The sequence below is a fragment of the Nocardioides sp. Soil805 genome (assembly GCF_001429625.1).
GTDB lineage: Bacteria > Actinomycetota > Actinomycetes > Propionibacteriales > Nocardioidaceae > Nocardioides.
In genome coordinates, this window is the sequence record NZ_LMSU01000003.1 from 167,888 (window position 1) to 188,671 (window position 20,784).

Here is a 20,784-nt window from a genome sequence, read left to right on the forward strand (position 1 = left end):
GTCCCCGAGCACCAGCGTGGAGGGAGTGCGCTCCGTGCGCGACGGGCATTGGTCCCGCGTCGGGGGCCTTTCGCCCTGACCGTCGTTCGGCTCGTCAGGCCCTTCCCCACAGGTCGTGAGGCATCCGTCCCGGCCTGAAGCCGTGCGCGTCGGCCATCTGTGCTGCCTGCGTGAAGTGGTGCGCGATCGACTCGGGCGCATGCGCGTCACTGCCGAACGTGATGGCCGTGCCCCCTTCCTCGCGCCACCACTGCAGGATCCGCGCGTGCAGGGGGACCTTGGTGTTCACCTCGAGGGCTCGACCCGAGGTCGCAGTGACGTGGAGCGCGTGGCGGAACTCGGCCTCGAACGCGAGGGGGTCGAACCTCCCGGCGCTCGGGGGCCATCCGCGCACGGGGTAGTCGATGTGGGCCAGCACCTCGAAGGACTGGTCGGAGGCGACGAGCACCGTCACCTCCGCGAGGTAGGAGCGCAGCACCTCCGCGGGGTCGCGGTGACCGTAGAGCCCGACCGGCTCGGCGTACTGTCCGCCGTCGGCGAGGCTGTGCAACGAGCCCAGCACGCGGTCGAAGGTCCCCCTCGCCAGCAGCCCGGCGACCACCTCGGGGTGACGGTGTGGCTCGCCCAGCTCCAGGCCGCTGAGGATCCGGAGGCCCGGGTAGCGCTCCCGGCACTCCTCGACCTCCTGGAGATACCCCGCCGCGTCGAAGGCGGGCGGGTGCAGCAGCCCGTCGCGGGCGACCTGCGCGAGGTGGTCGCCGGGATCGAGCTCCTCCATCGCCACCCGCCACACGGTGTGGTCGACGTGCTCGGTGAACGCGATCGCGGGGAGGCCCACGCGGATCGCACGCTCGCACGAGGCACGCATCGACCCGTGCGGGGCGTCCCACGACCAGTTGGTGTGGACGTGGCTGTCGACCGGGAGCGGCACGGCCCCAACGTAACCGGAGCCGGCCGGCCGGCCTCTACTCCCGGACCCGGCCGGTCTCGTAGCCCCACATCGCGACCTCCACCCGGTTGCGGGCGCCGAGCTTGGCCATGAGGCTGCCGATGTGGGTCTTCACCGTGCTGAGGCTGATGTGGAGCTCGGCGGCGATCTCCGCGTTGGTGCGACCCCGCGCGATGGTGAGCAGCACCTGCTCCTCACGGTCGGTGAGCGGGTCGAGGGGCTGGGCGGGAGGGGCCGTCCGACCCGTGCCCGCGAACGTCGACAGCAGCCGGCGGGTGATGCTGGGCGAGATGAGCGAGTCACCTCGGGTGGCCGCGCGGATCGCCTCGCCGAGCAGCTCGGGTCCGGCGTCCTTCAGCAGGAAGCCGGTGGCGCCGGCCGACAGCGCACCGTGCACGTACTCGTCGAGGTCGAAGGTGGTGATCACGACGACCGCGACCGGGTCCTCGACCTCCGGCCCGGCCAGCAGGCGGGTCGCCTCGACGCCGTCGAGGACGGGCATCCGGATGTCCATCAGGCACACGTCGGGACGGAGCTCGCGGGCCAGCCGCACCGCCTCCTGGCCGTCGCGCGCCTCGCCCACGACCTCGATGCCGTCCAGGGTGCCGAGGATCAGCCGCAGTCCGGTCCGCACGAGATCCTGGTCGTCAGCGACCAGCACCCGGATGCTCACGCCGACACCTGCCGCGGCAGTGTGGCGCTGACGGCCCAGCCGCCACCGGGGCAGGGACCAGCCCGGCAGGCCCCACCCAGGAGCAGTGCGCGTTCCACCATCCCGGTGAGCCCGAACCCCGCTCCCGGGGCAAGGTCAGCCGCGCCCGGATCGCCGTCGTCGCTGACGACGAGGCTGACCGTCGACCGGTCGCCGGCGACGCGCACGTCGACCAGGGTGGCGTTCCGGGCATGCCGCAGGGCATTGGTGACCGCCTCCTGGGCGATCCGGAAGACCGCGGCGTCGATCGCCGCCGGGAGGGCGGCCAGGTCACCCGAGACCGTGACCTCCACTCGCGGCCCGGTCGGCGACGTCCCGGACAGCCGCTCGAGGTCGGGCACACCGGGCTGCGGGGCGTAGTCGACGGGTGCCTCGTTGCGCAGCACTCGGACCATCGCCCGCATCTCCGCGAGCGTGCGCGACGCCTCCACCTCGATCACCTCCAGCGCCTCGAGCGGCGACGCCGGGCTGGTGGCCGCGAGAGCGCGCCCTGCCTGTGCCTGGACGGCGATGGCGGAGACGTGGTGGGCCACGGTGTCGTGCAGCTCGCGCGCCAGTAGGACCCGCTCCTCCGACTTCACCTGCTCCAGCCTCCGCTCCTGGGCGTCGTGCTGGGAACGCGCGGCCCAGCCCAGGGCACAGGCGGCCAGCAGGACGGCGACCGCGGCGACCGCGTCGGCGACCCCGGTCCAGCTGACGACGAGCGCCATGGTGGCCGGGACCGTGATGATCGCCAGGCCCGCAGCCGCCTCTCGGCCGGAACCCCACCGGAAGAGTGAGTAGGGCAGCAGCAGGAGGTAGACCATCGTGTTCATGTCGAGCGCCGGTGCGTCCGATGCGAGCAGGGCGATGTCCACGGCCGCGGTCACGCCGAAGGCGGTCGCGGCCACGGCGAGCGGGTGGGTACGTCGCCACAGCAGCAGCGGCGCCAGTCCGACCGCCAAGGCGAGCGACAGCCCCGGTAGCGGCAGGTCCTCCCGGAGGACACCCTCCAGCACCGCGGAGACCGTCACGACCGCCAGTAGCGCCCAGTCCCGCCAGACCCGGACCGATGGGGCCGAGGGCCGGGGTTCCTCCAGCAGGGACCGCAGTGGATTGATCACCCCCTCAGCGTAGGGATGGAGCGTCGCCGGGGGACCGGCCGAAAGTCTGACTCCGGCCGCTTTCACCCATGCTTTCGGCCGGGTCGAGACTGGCCATCGCACCGATGTGCGCACCCCGCGAAGCGGCGAGGGTCGTCACATGATCACTGTTGAGTCACTGACCCGGAGGTACCCTTCGACAGGCTCAGGACGGCGCGCCGGCTTCACCGCCGTCGACAGCGTCTCCTTCACCGCCCAGCCCGGCCGTGTGACCGGTTTCCTCGGTCCGAACGGCGCCGGCAAGTCCACCACGATGCGCGTGATGGTCGGTCTGACCGTCCCGACGTCCGGCTCCGCGACCATCAACGGAGAACGGTTCGCCGACCTCCCCAACCCCGGCCTCGAGGTGGGCGTCCTGCTGGACGCCTCCGCGCAGCACGCCGGTCGCACCGGCCGCGAGATCCTCGCGGTCGCCGCCGCCACGATGGGCCTGCCCGACTCTCGCGTCGACGAGATGCTCGAGCTGGTGAGCCTGACACCCACCGAGGCGAAGCGCCGGGTGCGCCACTACTCGCTGGGCATGCGTCAACGGCTCGGTATCGCCACGGCACTCCTCGGAGACCCCCGGGTGCTGATCCTCGACGAGCCCGCCAACGGACTCGACCCCGCCGGGATCCGGTGGATGCGCGACCTGCTGACGGGCTTCGCCAGCCGGGGCGGCACCGTGCTGCTGTCCTCGCACCTGCTGCACGAGATCGAGGTCATCGCCGATGACCTGGTCGTCATCGGCAACGGCAGGATCGTCGCGTCGGGCACCAAGGACGAGCTCCTCTCCGCGGCCGGCACGCTGGCCCGCTCGACGTCACCGCGCGACCTCGCTCACGCGCTCGAGGAGGCCGGGGTCCCCAGCACGCTCGCCGGGGACGGTTCGGTCCGCACCGATGCCGACCCCGCTCGGGTCGGGGCCGTGGCCCTGACCGCCGGCATCGCCCTCACCGAGCTCCGGTCCGCCGAGGGCGCCGGGCTCGAAGACATGTTCCTGTCGCTCACTGCCGACACCCAACGAGAAGGAGCTGCGGCATGACCGCCATGACCATCCCCACCGACACCGCGCAGGTCACACCGGTCCGCCGGACCGCTCGGCCCATCCCGACCAGCCAGCTCGTCAGGGTCGAGCTCCGCAAGATGTTCGACACGCGCTCGGGATTCTGGATGCTCGTCAGCATCGGCGTCCTGTCGGCCATCGCGGCCGGGTCGGTCGTCGTCTTCGCTCCCGACAGTGACATCACCTACGCGACCTTCGTGAGGGCGAGCGGGTTCCCGATGTCGGTGATCCTGCCGATGATCGCGATCCTGGCTGTCACCAGCGAGTGGAGCCAGCGCAGCGGGCTGACGACGTTCACGCTGGTGCCGAGCCGCGGCCGGGTGATCGGCGCCAAGGGGATCGCGACCGTGCTGGTGGGGCTCGGCTCCGTCGCGCTCGCCTTCGCTGTGGGCGCCCTCGGCAACCTGGCCGGCTCCGCACTCGCCGGCGTCGACACCGTCTGGGACGTGTCGTGGTCCATCGCCCCCCAGATCGTGCTCGGCAACCTGGTCGGCATGGCGATCGGCTTCACGCTCGGCGTCGTCATGCGCAACTCCGCGGCGGCGATCGTCGGCTACTTCGTCGTCTCACTGGTCATGCCGGGCATCCTGGTGCTCCTCGCCCAGGTGCGCTCGTGGTTCGAGGACCTGCAGCCGTGGATCGACTGGAACTACACGCAGGTGGAGCTCTTCGAGGGCGCCACGAACACCGGTGAGGAATGGGCGATGCTCGGCTCGACCACGATGATCTGGATCGTCATTCCGCTCATCGTCGGATTGCTGTTCCTGCGCCGCTCCGAGGTCAAGTAGTCGCACACAGGCGGCGGAACCGCCGTTTCGTGGTGGACCGGCCAGCGTGCGGGCGAGTCGAGCCCGGAGAGCTCACACACGACCTGAGGCAGGATCACCCTCGAGCAGTCTTCGCGCCCGAGGACGACCTCCCGCCCGGCCCCGGGCGAGTGGGTTGTGAGTGACCGCGCCGGGAGGGTCCTCGACCGCTTCGCAGGCTGGGACGACGCGCGGGACTGACACTCAGTCCAGGAACATCCGGATCTGCCTCGATGGGGACGGCTACGCTCGTGCTGCAAGGTCGGAGCCCTCGCGACTCCTGCCCACCCGGCGACAGGAGATCAATCGATGGCTCACGTCCTCGGAGCGCTTGCGGCTCTCGCTGCCGGACTCGCCTTCATCTGGATGATGCAGAGGCGCGCATAGCGATCTGACATGAGGTCTCAGGCCTCATGGAGCATCCGGCTCTGCCGCGACGTGCGCAGACCTGCCGATGTGGTCGTGCGCGGGTGTGCCACGTCCGGCGCGCCTGGACGTGCGGCGTGCCGTTTGACACCTCGTGCCTGCGACTGGGCGCGGACTCCGACTTCCTCGTCACGCGGGGCAGATGATCGTTCGGATCATCGCTCGGACTGGATCGTCATGTGCCATGTCCAGAGAGCCGCGAGGTCCGTCCTCCAGACGGTCGGCACCCCTCTGTGCTGCAGGTGGACCGCACACCGCGGGGCGTCACCGGGTGCTGCGCTTGCCGTGATCGTCATGGTGACCACGCTGTCCTCGGTCAACAGGCGGGGTCGCTGGTCGAGTGGATACGGTCGAGACGGACTGGCGTCGACCTCTGGCACCCAGTTCCAGGCCATGACGAGGTGTCGTGGTCCGTGGAGCTCGAGCAACGTCGTCACGATGTGGCCGACGCTGTCGTACGCACCCTCGAGCTCAGGCAGGGTCGCGTCGTAGTACGCGGGCCGGCCGACCCTGTCGCCGGACCCCGACACGCCACGGCACGGAGGCCATGCGAACGTGTACCGGAGGCGGTTGAACAACGTGGTTGGCGTGCCCGGAAGGTCGAGGTCGAGGGAGATGTCACCGACGTCCCCGGGGATGGGTCGCGATCCAGGCTGGCGCCGCAGGTCACGTACAAGCGCCCTGGCTGCTTGGAGACCCGGCTCGTGCTCGGACGGCCGCACCGGCTCCGGGGGGTCCAGGAGCTCGCGCGCATGGCGACTGTCCTGCCGCAGGATGACGGCGGGAGTCGCCGCGGCGGGCCACACCTCGACGAGGAAGTGCTCCAGGGCCTCCCAGTCCTCTGGCTCGTCCTCGTCCGGAAAGGAAGTGGACCGCTCGTATCCCTCCGTGCGCCCGCGCGCTGCAAGTCGCATGCGATAGGTCCCGGACGGCACCTGGAGGGAAGCGACGTAGCCCTCGACGACCTCGTTCAGGCTCATCTCGCCCATGGCCGTGACGGACACCTCGACAATGTCCTCCCAGCGCCCGTCTGGATCGCCAGGGTCGTCGTCCGACAATCGCGCGGTGATGGCGAAGGGACCCCACTGCGATCCACCGGACGCGAAGAACCCAGAGAGTTCTGCGTCGGTATCGGGCCACCAACGGACCAACGTGTTGTCCTCGATCGCCTGGCTCGCCGAAAGCGCAGGGACCATGCCCTCGATCACGAACCCGCCGTGACTGGACTCGATGTTGACCGTGACCTCGCGCCTGTCCACTCCACGACCGTAACGCCAGGCATCCCAGCACAGCGCCATCTCGTGCGGGTGCCCGTCTGAGGGGCCCTGCCACCATCCGGATCTGCCGCGTCGAAGGTAGTGACGCTGGCCCGGATGTGCCGCTGATCGTGCGCGACGGGCGCCGACGAGAGGACGTACCCGCCCTTGCGAGGAACTAGCGTCACGCCATGCCCATCGTCGAGGTGACCCACGACCCTCTGATCGCCACGGCACAGCTGCAGACCCTCGCCGAGGCTCTCCCGCACGCCGTCTCACTCGCTGTCGAATGTCCTGAGGAGCCGTACGACGGCATGCTGCAGCCGGGTGACGTGGAGGTCCGATTCCGCCCACGAGGTCCCTACGATGCCGGCGGGCTGGACATCGTCGTCGAGGTTCGGTCGAAGTGGTTCGCCAGTCGAGCGGAGACACGTCAGGAGCGGTGTGACCGACTCTGCAACGCGGTGGTCGAAGCCAGCGGGACGACCGAGGTCGGGGTGTACCTGTCCTTGCCGGTCGCCGCGTGGGCGCAAGGCGAGTGACAGGCACGACGTCGAGGACGTCCCGCATGGCCGTTCACAAGGCTGCGCGCACCACCAGGAACACCCCCGCTGCGATGCACGCCAGCGCCACGATCCGCCGGAGCCCTTCAGCGCGGATGCGTGTGGCCACCACCGCGCCGGCCACGACCCCGAGGGCGGCGACGCATCCGAGCACGGTGCCCTGGCGTACGTCGACCAGGCCCGTCTGCAGGTAGCCGGCCGAGCCAGCGACGACCACGGGCAGCTGCACCGCCTGGCTCGCCGCGACCGCCCGCAACGGCGGCACCCCCAGCGTCAGCAGCACCGGGACGAGCAGTACCGGCCCTCCGGTCCCGGTCAGCGCGGATCCGAACCCGACGAAGGCGCCGACCGTGACCAGCGCCGCCGTGCCCAGCTCGTCCCGCGTCTCCTTGGCGGCCCGGGGACGCAGCTGCTGTACACCGACGAACAGCGTGAGCGCCGCCAGCCCGAGCATGACGATCGATGCGGGCAGTCTCGCGTTGACGAGCGCACCGAGGAATGCCGCGGGTACGACCCCGATGGCCAGCCGGCCGACCATGCCCCACGGCACGACCCCCCGCCACGCGTAGGCGACCGTGCCGACCACACCGGTGAACACGAAAGCCCACGTGCTCGTCGCAGTTGCCTCGTTGGCGGTCAGGCCGCCAAGGGCGACGAGCCCGGGCGGCAGCAGCACGCCACCGACGCCGACCATGCCGATGAGGACACCGACCACCACTGCGAGCACGGAAAGGGCGAGTCCCACGCAGCGGTCTCCTTCGGTCGGCAAGACGTCCCTCGCACGCTAGTGCCAGCCGGTCCGGGCGAGAGGAGCGCGTCACCGGCTCGTGGAGCGATGTCCTGCTCACTCCACCACCTGCCACGGGAGGCAGCGGGCACCTGACGTCGCTTTCCGTGGGGCGTTCGCGCAGGCCGGCAACAGCGAACGCCGCCGATCGACCACGGGGTCGATCGACGGCGTTCCTTCAGGCAGAGGCTGTCGTCACGGCTGCCCGGCGTTGCCGGACGGCCGCAGTCGGCAGCGGTCAGATGTCGTAGTAGAGACCGACGATGGCCGCTGACCTGCGAAAACGTGATGCTGAAGCGGTTAATGTAACGACCATGTAACACGCGAAACCCTCTCCCCGTCCGTCGTGGTCGTTATCGGGCGCTACTCGTGCTGTTTCGTGCTGCAGCGAATGCGGCATCGACTGCGCCTCTAGTGCGCTCGGAGCTGTCGGGCATCAGGTGCGTGTAGGTGCGCAGGGTGAAGCCTGGATCGCTATGCCCGAGGTACTCCGAGACGGCGCGGATGGACTCACCGGCGTCGAGCAGCACCGACGCGTACCAGTGGCGCAGGGCATGGCAGCCGTTGTCGCGGGTGGGCTCGACGTGGGCTTGCTTCTGAGCCGATCGCCAGAGACTGCTGTTGAAGTAGTTGCGGTTCAGCGCAGTGCCCTCGCGGGTGGTCAGTAGGAGCGGCACGGTCGCGCGCTCGAGGTTCTCCGGCGTCAGCCGCGGCAGGCTGACGCGCACAGGAGGGAACTCGGCGAGGTGCGCATTGACCTCGGCCGCAACGCTGGAAGGCAAGGGGACGGTCCGCGTCTTGCGACCTTTGGGCGGAGCGAACACGAGTTTGTTGCCGGCGAGGATGCGCACCTGGCGCTGGATGTCGACCGTGCCCGCGAGGAAGTTGAAGTCGTTGGGAGAGAGGCCGAAGATCTCACCCTGCCGCAGGCCCAGGCCCGAGCCCAACGTGACTAGGAGCCGGTAGCGCGGGGGCAGGGCGTCGTGCATGGCACTGACCTGCTCGACCGGCCACGGCACAACTCTGCGTCGAACTACAGACGGCCGCGTCACCGATCCGGCCCTGCACGGGTTCTTCGCGATGAGCTCGTCGTCCACGGCGGCGCTGAAGATCGCCGACACGTTCGCCAGGATGACGCGCCGGTAGGTGTCCGACAGGGCCAGCGAGCGCATCAGCCCTTGGATCGTGGATGGCTTGATCTGTCGCAGTTGGAGATGACCGATGACTGGGAGGACGTGGACCCGCAGCCGAAGTTCGGTTGCTTCGTAGGTGGTCCTGTCGAACGTTCTGTTCGCGAGCCACTCAGCGGCATAGTCGCGGAACATGACCCGCCCGGCGTCGACGTCGATGTAGGTGCCGCGGATCTTGTCCGTCTCGACCGTGCTGCGGAACGCTTCCGCGTCCGACTTCCGCCGGAACGACTTCCGTCGTTGACGCTCTTCGGGATCGCGGTAGTTGACGACGTAGCGAGGGCTACCGTCCGAGCCGCGCTTCGTGGTGATGCTGGCCATGAGAACCTCCGAGACGGTTCACGCTAGCTGTGACGACGGACAAGGGACAGCCGGTTGTGTAGTCCGGGCATCACCGAGCGCCCCATCGAAGCGTCGGGCGCGTGGGGGAGCGATCGCGCTCCAGCTCACTAGCGACCGGAGACCACCGGGCATCGTCGAGCTTGCCGGCGTCGTGCCGCTCGCGCAGATCTCTCAGCACGCGCCGGCATGCCGCCGGCGACGCAAGCACTGCGAGCACGTGGTCGTCGAGGGAAGCATCGATCTGCACGAACTTGGTCGCAATAGCTCCGGCCGCCGCTGCTCGCCGCTCTTCAGATGCGGCGCGGCGACACTTCGCCGAGCACCAGCGCCGTGGGCGGCCAGGCAGTCTCGGATAGACGTCCGCCATTGACGAGCCGCACCTCGGGCAGGACCTCTGATTCTCGATCGGCTTGATCTCGTCTGGCTCGGTCAACGCTGCCGCTCGAGCTCGATCGTCCAAGAGATGACCGTTGATGCACGCCACCGCAGGTGCTTGCCGACGCGAAAGCCGGCCGGACCGTAGCCACTCGTCCGCCAGCAATACACGGTCTGCTTGGGCACCCCTAGGTAACTGGCGACCTCGTCGATTGTCCAGAGATCGCTGGCTTCCGCCGTCTCGCGGTTTCTGTGCGAGGTCGTTCGCGCGGGCGTGCGAGCCTTCGTCTGCGCGGCGGCCGCAGATGTGTCGTCCCAAAGAGTCGGCTGGGACGGATGGTCGGCGTTCTGATGCATGGCGAGTGCTCCTCACGTGTGCCTCGGCGCTAGCCGTGGTCGTTTGTCGATGGGTGAGGAAGAAGCAAGGCGACCGAGAACGGATCGGACAGCTCGTCAGCGCGGCCGTCACGGCAGGCGGTGTCCGTCCGTGGCGCCGCCATCATGCTGCGTTGTCCAGTCGTCAGCGTGCGAAGCCAATACCGCGGCACGCGGATGGCGTCGCGAATGCCTGGCTTGCTCCGAGTCGGCGACGTGGTGAGCGAGACGGTGAGCGGAATGGTGAGCGACTGCGTCAACGTCACGCTCAGCGCCTGCAGATTGTGCGAACAAATGTGCGGGATCAGAGAGACACGGCATGGCGTCGACGGGCGGTTGGAATGGGTGAACGACAACTATCGATTGTCGAGCCAGGTAGTCAGGTGGCTTGGCCTCGCGTTCGGGCACCGTGCCCAGTCAGCTACACCAAGGCCGGCGTTAGTCCCGGCGCGGCCAACTACCGCAGGTGAAGCCTGCCGAGCGGGAGAGCCGCGGGTCGTTCAACTAGGTAGTCGGGTTCGGCGAAAGGCCCAAATCGCGTCGTATGCGCGCGTCATCCATGCCGGCCGCCACAGACCACTGCGTTGCGACGGCGTCCCACAGGTCCGGCCACGGCTGGTAGTTCCACCCCAAATAACGCTGCAGGCGGTCACCAAGCTCACGGACCACCAAGATGCCGGGAAGCGTGTGGTAGGCCACGGACTCAACTCGCTGCCAAGGCTTCATCTCGTGAGGGAGCGTGTACTCGCCGTAGATCAGCAGATGCGATCGGCGCGAATGGGCAACCGCCGACATCGACCGCCACATCGTGATGCCCACGCCAGGTAGGACACTCTCAATGATCGAACTGGCCGAATCGTGACGCCCGTCCGGCGGCTTGATTCTGGGAGGTAGAAGGTCGCTCGACTTGTACCTGTTGAGATCGAATCCCGCGAACCCGGCGAAGTCGACCAGTTCTGCGAGCTCGGCTTCGCACTCCTCCTGCTCTTCCGAGCCCCGCCGCTCATTCGACGCTTCCTTGGTCTGCGCCATGTGCAGGTTTAGAGCTCGACGACGGCGCTCGCGTGATTCGACGCTAGGGTCGACAACGAAGCATCCGGTGGCCGCTGCCTCGAGTACGGAACGGGCAAGGGTGATCGGAGCTCGAAGCCGTTGCGACCCATCCACCAGTTGCGCGATTCCAGCCAAATTGTCAGAGACCGTGTGGAAGCACCGCTCTAGGTACTCGATTGCCCAGTCAGTGGGGTTGCGAGTCGGATTCGTCTCGAGCCAGTGAGTGCTGGACAGTTCACGCGATTCGCAGAACGACTCAACCGCCGGAGCAATCTGCTCGCGATCGTCGAACGCCGTCGAGCCCTCAAGGGGAAGCCAGGCATAGGTCTGCCTCGGCGAGACGCCGCGCGTCTCACAAGCTTTGAGCCGCAAGAGTTCCGTCCAGTCATAGAGGAGCTGGGCGGCGTTACCGAGGGATTCCGAGAGCTGCTCCCCGCCAGGGCGCTGCGCCACTACACGAGCGTGTTCCGCAGTTGAGCGCTCAAGATCCCTCATGAACTTCTCTGCATCGAAGGGTGAGTTGTCGGCCGTCATCGTCCCGCCGCGTCAGCGGAGGAGGTTCAGTTGGTTGAGGCGATCCAGACTGTCTTGATACTCCGACTGATTCGGCAGATCAGCGACGATGTCGTCGAGCATCCCCCAGATCAGTTCGAGCGCTTCACTGACCAACGACGTGTCGGCCGCCCCGTCCACCTCTAAAACGTCCATGCCGCTGACGCTAATGCAGCCAACTGACAGCGCATCACGCGCAAGCCATCAGCCCCCTCCCACGGGTTTGCGAGCTGTAGCGACTCGACCGAGTTGTCGACCGAAGTCAGAGCAGGCCGGGTTTCGTTTAGCGTCCGAGCTGCGGCGAAGTGAGCGCGCTCGATCAACCATCGGCCTCAAGCGCGGGCCAGGCGACGAGTGGATCAAGCGGCATCGAGGGTGGTTCAAGGGCCCGTGTACGTCGGGCTCGCCTGCGCGGGAACGCAGGGAAGCGGGCCTGTCCCATTTCGTGCGGACGAAACCATGGCCCGTGAATGCATGGGGTGCGAGGTACTTGGTGAGTAGTGCACAGACGGCCGAAGGGGCTCCTCGACTGGAGTCGAAGGGACGGCCTGCTCACGCATGTGAGCATGGAGGGGCTCAGGACGGCGCCGACGGTCTCGGACGGATCGTGGCGGTAACCGGGTCAGCGTTTGTCGATCCTGGCGGCGCGAGTGGACTGGCCACTTGGTTGTATTGAGTGACCCAACACACTGCCCCGCCGACACAGCACTGCTGATACGGGTGCTCGAGACCACCCGGCGGAGGAGGCAGTCAGGTAGTCCCAACTCGGCCGGGTCCCCACAGTCCGGCGTCGCGGTCCGTCAGTCGACGGCGAGCTCACCGAGCTCGGACCAGTCGTCCTGATCGACCGTCTGGCTGATGATCTTCGGCGTCGAGGCGAGGTAGGGCGGTAGCTCGGCCTGGGCGGCCTTGAAGTGGTCCGAGCCGACGTGAGCTGCACCGGCGTCGCCGTCGCGGAACGCCTCGACCAGGACGTACTCGTTCGGGTCGTCGAGGCTGCGCGACCAGTCGTACCAGAGGCAGCCCTCCTCGGCGCGGGTCGCCTCGGTGAAGGCCCGGGAGATCTCGGGCCACGCCTCGGCGTGCTCGGGCTTGATGGCGAACTTGGCAGTGATGAAGATCAAGGAGCTCTCCTAGGTCGAGTCGGGTGGCGAAACCTGTTCGTTCGCAAAGCTTGTCGGGGCCTACCGGCTCAGCTTGACGCCGGGCCGGTAGGTCCCAGTCTTCACGGGTGCCCGTTCAGGCGGTCCGAGCATCCTGCGTCGGCGTCGGCGTCGGCGCCGGCTGCGGTGCACCGTCGACGGCCGACTGGATCATCGAGCCCAGCTTCTCCGAGATGATGCCGAGCACGGCGCCGGCAACAATCGCGATGAGCGCGCCGCTGAGGTCGAAACCGGACCCGAAGAACACGGCCGTGCCCGCGAACCCGCCGGGAATGAACGACAACAGCGGCAGCGCGGCCTCGATGCACAGGATGAACCCGACGATCGTCACCATGATGGCGAGCGCAAGGGTAGAAGCGCTGACGGTTTCCAGCCCCTGGCTGATCACCCACCCCCAGAACACGCCGGCCAGGTTCGCGGCCAGGCCCTTGGCCAGACCGGTGGTGCCGCCTCCGGCGGCGAAGAAGCAAGCCCAGGCGACGAACGCGATCCAGGTGATGAGGGTGAGCTCCACGCTCGCGTACGTCCAGATGCCGGCGAGCACGCCAACGGAGACGCCGATGCCCAGCAGGGCCTTGATACCGCTCATGGTCGTGCTCCTTCTCAGGGGGTGAGGATGGCGCGGCCGCGTACGCGACCGGCGTCGAGGTCCGAGATCGCCGACTGGAAGTCGTCCAGGGCGTACTTCTGGGTGTGCAGGGTGACCAGGCCGCGAGCAGCCAGAGCCATGAGGTCGCACAGGTCGTTGTATGACCCGACGAGGTTGCCGACGATGTTCTTCTCCGCCGAAATGAGGTCGATGGTCGGAACGTTCACGTTCTCCCCGTACCCGACGACGTGGTAGTCGCCGGCCTGGCGGGTCATCGCGAGACCCTCGGCCGTGGACCCGCCCTCGCCGACGAAGTCGAGGACTACCTCGGCGCCGAGGCCGTGGGTGATGTCGAGGACCTCCTCGACCTGCTTTCCCTCGGCCACCACGCCGTGGTCGGCGCCCAGGCCCAGCGCCAGCTTCAGCGCCTCAGGGTTGCGGTCCACGACGACCAGCTGCGCGGGCGAGAGCGCCTTCATGACCTGGATGCCGATGTGACCTAGGCCGCCTGCGCCGATGACGACGCACGTGTCGCGCGGTGTCAGCCGCTCCGCTGCCTTCGCAGCGGCGTGGTAGGCCGTGAGGCCTGCGTCGGCGAGGGCGGCGACGTCGGCTGGCTCGAGGGAGTCGTCGATCGGAACGACGCTGCGGGCCGATGTCTTGAGGTACTCGGCGTACCCGCCGTTGGTGTTGATGCCGGGAAACTGGTTGTTCTCGCAGTGGACGTCGTCACCGGTGCGGCACGCGCGACACAGGCCGCACGTGATGAGCGGATGCACGATGACCTTGTCGCCCTCACGCACGTTGGTGACCGCGGAACCGACGGCCTGCACCCAGCCGGCGTTCTCGTGGCCGATCGTGTACGGCAGCGTGACGCCGGACTTCTCCTCCCACTGCCCCTCGAGGATGTGGAGGTCGGTGCGGCACACACCAGCGCCTCCGATCCGCACGATGACGTCGAACGGGCCGGTGGCCTCGGGGACGTCGACCTCGGTCATCTCGAGATCCTGGTGATAGCCGACGACCTGGACGGCTCGCATTTTGCTCATCGGGAGTGCTCCTTGTTGGAGTGGGTGGCCAAGGTGGACAGGGGGATGAAGGTCCCGTCGTGACCGGGCGCGTAGGCGGCATCGGCGGGCTCCTCGCCGTCGACCCGACGCGTCTGGTCGTCGCCCGAGCCCGGGTAGCGAGTGCGGAGCAGGCCGCGGCAGAAGTGCGCGTTCCCGTCGATCGAGATCCGAGTCGAACGGGCCCGCCGCAACGCCATCGGCACCTGGTCGGGCTCGTAGCCGACACCGTGCTCATCGACCATGACGGGCGCCGCGTCATGGTTGCCAAGGCCGAGCGTCGAACGACGCCGTAGCAGTGAGTCCTTCTCCAGCCCATCGGGCAGGTCGTCCAGGACCACGTCCGCGAGAGCCGTCTCCGCCAGGTCGGGACTCGACCTCAGCAGGCCCGTCAGGCATCGTTCCATCGCCGCGGTGTGCGCTTTGACCTGGAAGGTGCGGCGCAGCTCGTCGAGGCTGTCCTCGGCCTCGTGACGGAAGGTGCCCTTGTAGCCGGCGTCAGTGGCCAGGCCGTGGTTGATGATTTCGGAGTCGTGGTGGTCATCGAGCCGGACCACGACCGAACGAGTCCACGGAAGCGCGGTGAGGACGTCCTTGGAGTCCGACGCCATCAGGTAGGCGAAGTTCGGCGAGCAGAACGAGGTCGGCAAACGTAGGTGCACCTCCACGTCACCGTCTTTGCCGACCTCGACTGTGCGGACGAAGCCGAGGTCGGTGATGGGCTCGTCGAGCTCCGGGTCGAACACGGCGCCGAGGGCCTCGCGCACCGCGTCGGCGTACGTGTGGCGGGTGACGGTGAGCGTCATCGTCACACCGACGCCATTTGGCCGAGGTCTGCCGCGTCGGGCTGTCGCGGACCGGTCTCGGGCTCGTCTGCATCGGGCAGCCGCAGCTCGGCAGGCACCTCGATGTCGTACATCTTGGCGGCGTTGAGGCCGAGGACCTTCTTCTTCGCCTCGGTGGTGAGGGGGGCGTACTCGGTCATGTCGTCGGGGATCTGGAAGTCGACGAACTGCTCGATCAGCCACCTTGGCGTCCACAGGGCGTAGTCGGAGGAGAACTGGATGCGGTCCTCACCGATCCAGTACATGAGCTCGCCCATGATCTGCGCGAAGTAGCGCGGCCGGGTGTGGATGAACGGCATCGCGACTGCCAGGCCGCCGTGGACGTTCGGCTCCTGAGTCGCGATCCAGCAGAAGTCCTCGAGCCGGGGCAGGCCGACGTGCTCGATGATGAAGTTGAGGTCGGTGAAGTCCGTGGCCACGTGGTCGACGTCGGCGACGTCGAACGCGTCGCGGTCGAGGGGGCGGATGGTGGGGCCCTTGTGGATGTGGATGTTCGTGATGCCGAGCTCACGGCACAGTTCGAAGTATTTGTAGGCCATCGGGTCGTCGAGCTTCCAGCCGCGCGAGTCGCCGTGCCATTCGGCGGTGTAGAGCTTCACGCCCTTGAGCCCGAAACGCTCGGCGTCGGCACGAAGCTGGTCGAGGCCGGCCTCGCCATTGCGTGGGTCGAAGTTGTGGTTGTACGTCAGCTTGTCTGAGTTGGCCTGGGTGAGGGCGAACGCCTCTTCGGTCTGCCCGAACCCGTTGTTGTAGAACTCCCCGAGCTGGGCTGGCTGGAAGATCGCGTGGTCGACGTAGCCGTCGGTGAAGAGGTCCTTCATCAGGCGCTCGCCACCCTGGTAGAGGTACTCCTCCTTGGGCCAGACCTCCGACTCCGGGGAGAGGTTCGCGTGGTAGTCGTAGAAGCAGTCGATGAACTGCTGGCCTTGGAGGTTCTTGATGTTCTCCGGGCGTGCGTCCCACAAGGCGATGTGAGCGTCGACGATGAAGTAGTTCTCGCCGTCCTTGGTGTACATGTGCGTCCTCCGTCGATCGGGGTGATGTCGGTGACGTCGGTCACTCGATGGGTTCGGACGTTAGGTGCCGTCGACGACCTTTCGACCCGCGAGAACGTCTCAATGTGAGACCAGCGGGTGTCTCAATTTGAGACGCGACTCTGGGGTCGCTCGCCGGTGCCAGCTGTAACGTCGGTCACATGACGGGAGACGGGTGATGGACGACGCCCTGCCCGAGCGCGCGCGCCGGCACCACGAGCTGCAACGCTCGATGGGCGGCGCACCGATGGTGACCGGCTCGCACGTCTCCGACCGACTCGTCGCATCCTGGCAGCGCAGCGAGGGCTACGGCGTCTCGCTCGAGTCCATCGAGCCCAGCTTCACCGGCACCTTCGACGACGAATCACTGTTCTTCGAGTGCGGACGCGAGGTGCTCGCCGGCCTTCACCAGACCCTGATCAATGAGCCCGTCTCCCTCATGCTGACCGACGCCGACGGGCTCGTCCTCAACCGCATGAGCGGCGACACCTCGCTCCTGCGGGCACTCGACGCCGTCCATCTCGCCCCCGGTTTCGCCTACGCCGAGCGCACCGTCGGCACCAACGGCCTCGGCCTCGCCATCGCCGACCGCGCGCCCACCGTGGTGCGCGCCGACGAGCACTATGCGCTCAGCCTCTGCACCTACACGTGCGCCGCCGTTCCGGTCCTTGACCCGCTTAGCGGCCAGCTCGAGGGCTGCGTCAACCTCACGACCTGGTCGAGCCAGTCCAGCGACCTGCTCCTCGCGCTCGCCCAGTCCGCGGCCAGCAACACCTCCGCGATGATGCTGGCCCGCTCACGCGGACAGAAGCCCCGCGCCGCCCAACGCGGCGAGGTGTTCCGCGTCGAGACACCGCGCCTCGAACCCGGAACCGGCACCATCGCCGACCTCGGTCCCAGCTGGACCGACGTGCTCGGTCGCGTCGGCGCCGCGATCCGCGACGAGCGCATCATTCTCGCCGTCGGCGAGGAAGGATCCGGTCGGGCCACCGTCCTCGCACAGGCGTTGCGCGAGCAGTTCCCCCGCGAGCGCATCCTCGCCGCCTCGCCGCCCCCGCCCCAGGACTGCGAGGCCTGGCTCGGACTGTGGACCCCCGAGCTCGGCAAGCCCGACACCGGCATCCTCGTCCGCGACGTCGACCTCCTCCCCGAGTGGGTCGCCGAACACGTGCGCGACCTCGTCGTCCAAGCACGGGTCCGCGCCCACGCCGGCGACCACGTGCCGTTCGCGATGACAGCCAGCCGCTACGACGCCATACCGCCCGCCCTCGCCCCGCTCGTCGACACCATCGTCTCCGTTCCGCCCCTTCGCGAACGCCCCGACGACGTCCTCCCTCTCGCCCACCTCGCCGCTCGCCGGGCACGCGGACGAGAGGTCGCCTTCACCCACGCCGCTGAGTCGGCCTTACGCGACTGCGGCTGGCCCGGCAACGCCCGCCAGCTCGTCGACGTCATCGCGCAGGCCGCCCGGCGCGGCGACACCATCGACGTACGACACCTGCCCGCCGACGTGCTCTCCGGCACCTCACGACGCCTCACCCGCATCGAGACCTTCGAGCGCGACGAGATCGTCCGCGTCCTCACCCGCCCCGGCACCTCCATGAAGGACGCTGGCGAGGAACTTGGCATGAGCCGAGCGACCGTCTATCGCAAGGTGGCCCAGTACGACATCAACATCCCCCGCTACGACTCCTGAGAGTGTCCTGACGCGACCGCATAAGGACGCGTTGCGGTCATCGCTGTACTGGCCCGGCCTGCGAGAACCCGACACGACGTCGAACGAATTCTACGGGCGACCCGCGAGGTGTGCGGCGCCGGCGCTCATCGCGGGACCGCAAGGATGCAACGTTGCTCATGTCCAGCGGCGCTGGGACCTGGGAAGCGCTGTCGTCAGCGATGGTGAGCAGGGTGGTGAGCGGGCCAGCAGGCTCGCTCGGCCCTCAATCTGCCCTCAGCAGGACCGAACTCGATGCTGATGATCAACGATTACAGATCACGTCGCGCCTGCATCTATGCAGGTCAGAGCCACTTTCGAATGATCACGACGAGTATCGGAAACCCACGTTCTCGTTCCGCAGCAACCTCTGAGACTGCCGGCTCGCAGTGGGGGAGTAACGCACCGGACTACGAGGGGTAGGCGCAGGCCGTCGAGGGCACCAACGTCCAGAATTGCCGATGGGCGGACGGCACTCCTAGTCAAACTTGACCGCGGCACGGTCCACCGGACTTGTAAGTCTGGGTTGAGATGCACCGCCCTGAGAAGTTTCTCAGCGCCATTAGCGTTTTGACTTGTCACGGCGTGGCCTGGGGTCAGCCCTCTCATGTCTATTTCAGCGTCGACGGGGACAGGTACGCAGCAAGCGCACATGCGACGGCGAGGCAGCCGCAGGTGACCTCCATCAGCTGCAGACCAAGGTGGTCGTGCTCGGCGAGCGTGCCGCCAAGGACCAGTCCTAGTCCCGAGATGAGGATGACGGCGGCTGCGATGCGGTGCCGATCGGGGACCACAGCGACCCGCAGTCCGCAGAGGCCGAGCAGGATGGCGCACCCTGTGTCGCGGAAGTTGTTGCTCGCGCCGGTGGCGTTGTGAGCCACCAGGTTCCACTGGGACACGACAAGGGTGGCGGTGATGAGCATGCACATCCAGCCTGCGACGGGAGCCCAGTGAGCCTTCGAGGGATGGTGGGCCGCGTCCTCCAGGCGGCGGGTGCATTGATTGGATGCGGCCGCGTCGGCATGGGCCCGGTCCGTGTTGACCATCTCGCCGGGAACGACCCCCGGGTGCACCACACCGTCGCGCACCTGCCGAAGCTCTCGCCGCGGAGAGAACGCCGAGACGGCGTCGTAGAGCACGCCACCGCGGACGCTGCACCCCACGCCCAGGACCAGCACCACGGTGCCCATCACGGACAGCGGTCCGGACAGCAGCACCACGCCGACGCTCAGGACGACGGCACCGCTGAGGGCTCCGACGAGTCCGCCCCAGACCCAACGGGGCCGGACCAGGTGCCCGGCCCGCCTGGCACCGGGTGTTGAGTCATCGGAAGTTGCTTCATGGGAGGTTGTGGCGTCTGCGGTCATGTCGGCGCCGCTTTGCAAGTGCCGGGGTGTCGTCATCGCCGGATCTCCTGCAGGTCGAGCGCTGAAAAGGTGAGAGCAGTGACCGCGCTGATGAGTGCGAGGCGTCGGTACTTCGCTGAGACGACCGCCAGGGCGAACATGGTGGCGGCATGCGTCACCTCGACGGTGACGTCCAGCTCTCGCACCCACGGTCGACATTCGCTCGAATCCGGAGGCCGCCGCTGCGACCGCGAAGCGGCGAGGCCTATCGCCGACTGGGCGAGGTAGCGGGCTCCCAGGATGCGGACCGCCGCGCGCTCGTGCTGCTGCGTCCGTCCGCCGCTAAGTCGCAGTGCCACCTCCGGACAGGTCAGGGTCACCAGCCCAAGACCGAGCCGGACAACATCGACCGGACGTCGTGCCGTGCTCATGCCGTCCGCCTTGCGCGCACGGCGAGGCCGCCGGCGAGCGATAGGGCTGTGACGCCGAGGGCGCGGCGGTGCTGCGAGGCCCACTGCTGCGGCGAGTGGGCGATGGCGCGGTCGTCGAAGACTCCGTGGGCGCCGTGGTCGTGACCGTCCTCGCCGTCGACTGGTTCCCACAGGTTGGCCTTCTGGTCGGCGGGGCGGGGCGTGTCTGTCTGCTGCGACGACGCGCCGGTGCGCGCGAGGTAGCGGTCCAGTAGTCCGCCTGCGACCCGGTTCGCCACGATGGTGGCGGCGGTGGTGGCGCCCACCCAGTACGCGCGCCGTTGAGGGTGTGCCGCGGCGTAGAGGACGGCGCGAGCAGCGACTTCCGGTTGGTAGAACGGCGGGACTGGTTGGGCCTGCATGGGCAGTCGGGATGACACCCACCTGAATTGGGGGGTGTTGACGCCCGGCATAGCCACCGAGGTGACGTGGACGTTGCTGTGCTCGTGGCGCAGCTCGGTGAGCAGTGACTCGTGGAACCCCCACATGGCGTGCTTGGCGCCGCAGTAGGGCGACTGGAGGGGGATGCCGCGGTGGGCCAGGGCGGACCCGACCTGGACAATCACCCCGCGGTCGCGGGGCAGCATCCTTGTCAGAGCGGCGCGGGTGCCGTTCACGAAGCCGAGGTAGGTGACCTCGGTGACGCGTCGGAACTCTTCGGGGTCGATGTCGACGAAGCGTGCGAACACCGAGGTGAACGCGTCGTTGACCCACACGTCGATGGGGCCAAGCTCAGCCTCGACCCGGTCTGCGGCCTGCTCGAGGGCGTGGTGGTCGGCAGTGTCCACCGTGATGGTCAACGGGTCGCCGCCGAGGTCGCGGACCTCTTGGGCCGCTGCCCGCAGGCCGGTGCTGCCACGCGCGAGCAGCGCCACGTGGTCGCCTTCGCGGGCGAACAGGCGAGCGCTGGCCCGGCCGATGCCACCGGATGCTCCGGTGATGACGACGATGCGGGGGCTCTTCTTGAGTTCCATCTGCTCCTC

The 20,784-nt window shown here is 68.2% G+C and carries 22 protein-coding genes; 4 read left to right on the forward strand and 18 right to left on the reverse strand.

Going from position 1 to position 20,784, the window contains the following annotated elements; genetic code table 11:
- Nucleotides 1–94: 94 nt before the first annotated feature.
- The 3 genes from ASG94_RS15760 to ASG94_RS15770 are packed head-to-tail and all read right to left on the reverse strand — an operon-like array spanning nt 95 to nt 2,764.
- On the reverse strand, nt 95–931 hold the full coding sequence (locus ASG94_RS15760) for a PHP domain-containing protein (RefSeq protein WP_056927433.1): 837 nt from the start codon (nt 929–931) through the stop codon (nt 95–97).
- Between the two features lie 34 nt (nt 932–965).
- The gene (locus tag ASG94_RS15765) at nt 966–1,622 is read right to left on the reverse strand and encodes a response regulator (RefSeq protein ID WP_056927434.1); all 657 of its coding nucleotides are present in this window, start codon (nt 1,620–1,622) and stop codon (nt 966–968) included.
- Nucleotides 1,619–2,764: a sensor histidine kinase gene (locus tag ASG94_RS15770; RefSeq protein WP_056927435.1), complete on the reverse strand. Its 1,146-nt coding sequence runs from the start codon at nt 2,762–2,764 to the stop codon at nt 1,619–1,621. The genes ASG94_RS15765 and ASG94_RS15770 overlap by 4 nt, the downstream gene beginning before the upstream one ends.
- A 139-nt stretch (nt 2,765–2,903) precedes the next feature.
- On the opposite strand from ASG94_RS15770, the gene ASG94_RS15775 reads away from it, so the two are divergent.
- Together ASG94_RS15775 and ASG94_RS15780 are read left to right on the forward strand one after the other, a co-directional pair.
- Nucleotides 2,904–3,827: an ABC transporter ATP-binding protein gene (locus ASG94_RS15775; RefSeq protein WP_056927436.1), complete on the forward strand. Its 924-nt coding sequence runs from the start codon at nt 2,904–2,906 to the stop codon at nt 3,825–3,827.
- On the forward strand, nt 3,824–4,636 hold the full coding sequence (locus ASG94_RS15780) for an ABC transporter permease (protein ID WP_056927437.1): 813 nt from the start codon (nt 3,824–3,826) through the stop codon (nt 4,634–4,636). Before ASG94_RS15775 ends, ASG94_RS15780 begins: the two co-directional genes overlap by 4 nt.
- 599 nt (nt 4,637–5,235) lie before the next feature.
- On the opposite strand, the gene ASG94_RS15785 is transcribed toward ASG94_RS15780, so the two are convergent.
- The gene (locus tag ASG94_RS15785; protein ID WP_056927438.1) at nt 5,236–6,339 is read right to left on the reverse strand and encodes a hypothetical protein; all 1,104 of its coding nucleotides are present in this window, start codon (nt 6,337–6,339) and stop codon (nt 5,236–5,238) included.
- 188 nt (nt 6,340–6,527) lie between these two features.
- On the opposite strand from ASG94_RS15785, the gene ASG94_RS15790 reads away from it, so the two are divergent.
- Complete coding sequence (locus ASG94_RS15790) at nt 6,528–6,878, forward strand: hypothetical protein (protein ID WP_056927439.1); 351 nt, start codon at nt 6,528–6,530, stop codon at nt 6,876–6,878.
- A gap of 34 nt (nt 6,879–6,912) precedes the next feature.
- Here ASG94_RS15790 and ASG94_RS15795 read toward each other — a convergent pair whose 3' ends face one another.
- From ASG94_RS15795 to ASG94_RS15830, 11 genes are all read right to left on the reverse strand, one after another.
- Complete coding sequence (locus ASG94_RS15795) at nt 6,913–7,644, reverse strand: sulfite exporter TauE/SafE family protein (RefSeq protein WP_156411625.1); 732 nt, start codon at nt 7,642–7,644, stop codon at nt 6,913–6,915.
- Nucleotides 7,645–8,039: 395 nt separating this feature from the next.
- On the reverse strand, nt 8,040–9,197 hold the full coding sequence (locus ASG94_RS15800; protein WP_056927441.1) for a tyrosine-type recombinase/integrase: 1,158 nt from the start codon (nt 9,195–9,197) through the stop codon (nt 8,040–8,042).
- A 450-nt stretch (nt 9,198–9,647) separates the two neighbouring features.
- Complete coding sequence (locus ASG94_RS21385) at nt 9,648–9,950, reverse strand: helix-turn-helix domain-containing protein (RefSeq protein ID WP_082624251.1); 303 nt, start codon at nt 9,948–9,950, stop codon at nt 9,648–9,650.
- A gap of 29 nt (nt 9,951–9,979) precedes the next feature.
- Complete coding sequence (locus tag ASG94_RS21770) at nt 9,980–10,324, reverse strand: hypothetical protein (protein ID WP_156411626.1); 345 nt, start codon at nt 10,322–10,324, stop codon at nt 9,980–9,982.
- A 148-nt stretch (nt 10,325–10,472) separates the two neighbouring features.
- On the reverse strand, nt 10,473–11,555 hold the full coding sequence (locus ASG94_RS21775) for a hypothetical protein (RefSeq protein WP_156411627.1): 1,083 nt from the start codon (nt 11,553–11,555) through the stop codon (nt 10,473–10,475).
- Nucleotides 11,556–11,567: 12 nt separating this feature from the next.
- Nucleotides 11,568–11,729, reverse strand: a complete 162-nt coding sequence (locus tag ASG94_RS21780; RefSeq protein WP_156411628.1) for a hypothetical protein — start codon at nt 11,727–11,729, stop codon at nt 11,568–11,570.
- A gap of 644 nt (nt 11,730–12,373) precedes the next feature.
- On the reverse strand, nt 12,374–12,697 hold the full coding sequence (locus tag ASG94_RS15810) for a putative quinol monooxygenase (protein ID WP_056927443.1): 324 nt from the start codon (nt 12,695–12,697) through the stop codon (nt 12,374–12,376).
- 115 nt (nt 12,698–12,812) lie between these two features.
- A complete protein-coding gene (locus tag ASG94_RS15815; RefSeq protein ID WP_056927444.1) occupies nt 12,813–13,325 on the reverse strand; it encodes a DUF1097 domain-containing protein in 513 nt (170 codons plus the stop codon).
- 14 nt (nt 13,326–13,339) lie between these two features.
- Nucleotides 13,340–14,323, reverse strand: a complete 984-nt coding sequence (locus ASG94_RS15820) for an NAD(P)-dependent alcohol dehydrogenase (protein WP_235537296.1) — start codon at nt 14,321–14,323, stop codon at nt 13,340–13,342.
- A gap of 47 nt (nt 14,324–14,370) precedes the next feature.
- Nucleotides 14,371–15,198 carry a metal-sulfur cluster assembly factor gene (locus ASG94_RS15825; protein ID WP_082624252.1) on the reverse strand — a complete coding sequence of 276 codons (828 nt, stop codon included), beginning with the start codon at nt 15,196–15,198 and terminating at the stop codon, nt 14,371–14,373.
- A 2-nt stretch (nt 15,199–15,200) separates the two neighbouring features.
- Nucleotides 15,201–16,253 (reverse strand): amidohydrolase family protein, encoded by a 1,053-nt coding sequence (locus ASG94_RS15830; protein ID WP_056927446.1) that lies wholly within the window; start codon nt 16,251–16,253, stop codon nt 15,201–15,203.
- A gap of 196 nt (nt 16,254–16,449) precedes the next feature.
- On the opposite strand from ASG94_RS15830, the gene ASG94_RS15835 reads away from it, so the two are divergent.
- Entirely contained in the window at nt 16,450–17,967 is a 1,518-nt protein-coding gene (locus tag ASG94_RS15835) for a GAF domain-containing protein (protein ID WP_200958150.1), read from the forward strand.
- Between the two features lie 629 nt (nt 17,968–18,596).
- On the opposite strand, the gene ASG94_RS15840 is transcribed toward ASG94_RS15835, so the two are convergent.
- From ASG94_RS15840 to ASG94_RS15845, 3 genes are all read right to left on the reverse strand, one after another.
- Nucleotides 18,597–19,205, reverse strand: coding sequence for a hypothetical protein (locus ASG94_RS15840; RefSeq protein ID WP_156411629.1), 609 nt, complete (start codon nt 19,203–19,205; stop codon nt 18,597–18,599).
- 179 nt (nt 19,206–19,384) lie between these two features.
- The gene (locus ASG94_RS21785) at nt 19,385–19,762 is read right to left on the reverse strand and encodes a hypothetical protein (protein WP_156411630.1); all 378 of its coding nucleotides are present in this window, start codon (nt 19,760–19,762) and stop codon (nt 19,385–19,387) included.
- Entirely contained in the window at nt 19,759–20,775 is a 1,017-nt protein-coding gene (locus ASG94_RS15845; protein ID WP_056927448.1) for an SDR family oxidoreductase, read from the reverse strand. The genes ASG94_RS21785 and ASG94_RS15845 overlap by 4 nt, the downstream gene beginning before the upstream one ends.
- Nucleotides 20,776–20,784 lie beyond the last annotated feature (9 nt).

Excerpts from the sequence above, each read along its gene's own strand:
- ASG94_RS21775 (WP_156411627.1), bottom strand. The coding sequence starts at position 11,555 with ATGACGGCCGACAACTCACCCTTCGATGCAGAGAAGTTCATGAGGGAT.
- ASG94_RS15825 (WP_082624252.1), bottom strand. The coding sequence starts at position 15,198 with ATGACGCTCACCGTCACCCGCCACACGTACGCCGACGCGGTGCGCGAG.
- ASG94_RS21785 (WP_156411630.1), bottom strand. The coding sequence starts at position 19,762 with ATGAGCACGGCACGACGTCCGGTCGATGTTGTCCGGCTCGGTCTTGGG.
- ASG94_RS15830 (WP_056927446.1), bottom strand. The coding sequence starts at position 16,253 with ATGTACACCAAGGACGGCGAGAACTACTTCATCGTCGACGCTCACATC.
- ASG94_RS15790 (WP_056927439.1), top strand. The coding sequence starts at position 6,528 with ATGCCCATCGTCGAGGTGACCCACGACCCTCTGATCGCCACGGCACAG.
- ASG94_RS15800 (WP_056927441.1), bottom strand. The coding sequence starts at position 9,197 with ATGGCCAGCATCACCACGAAGCGCGGCTCGGACGGTAGCCCTCGCTAC.
- ASG94_RS15815 (WP_056927444.1), bottom strand. The coding sequence starts at position 13,325 with ATGAGCGGTATCAAGGCCCTGCTGGGCATCGGCGTCTCCGTTGGCGTG.
- ASG94_RS15780 (WP_056927437.1), top strand. The coding sequence starts at position 3,824 with ATGACCGCCATGACCATCCCCACCGACACCGCGCAGGTCACACCGGTC.
- ASG94_RS21780 (WP_156411628.1), bottom strand. The coding sequence starts at position 11,729 with ATGGACGTTTTAGAGGTGGACGGGGCGGCCGACACGTCGTTGGTCAGT.
- ASG94_RS15835 (WP_200958150.1), top strand. The coding sequence starts at position 16,450 with ATGGACGACGCCCTGCCCGAGCGCGCGCGCCGGCACCACGAGCTGCAA.
- ASG94_RS15845 (WP_056927448.1), bottom strand. The coding sequence starts at position 20,775 with ATGGAACTCAAGAAGAGCCCCCGCATCGTCGTCATCACCGGAGCATCC.
- ASG94_RS21385 (WP_082624251.1), bottom strand. The coding sequence starts at position 9,950 with ATGCATCAGAACGCCGACCATCCGTCCCAGCCGACTCTTTGGGACGAC.
- ASG94_RS15820 (WP_235537296.1), bottom strand. The coding sequence starts at position 14,323 with ATGACCGAGGTCGACGTCCCCGAGGCCACCGGCCCGTTCGACGTCATC.
- ASG94_RS15775 (WP_056927436.1), top strand. The coding sequence starts at position 2,904 with ATGATCACTGTTGAGTCACTGACCCGGAGGTACCCTTCGACAGGCTCA.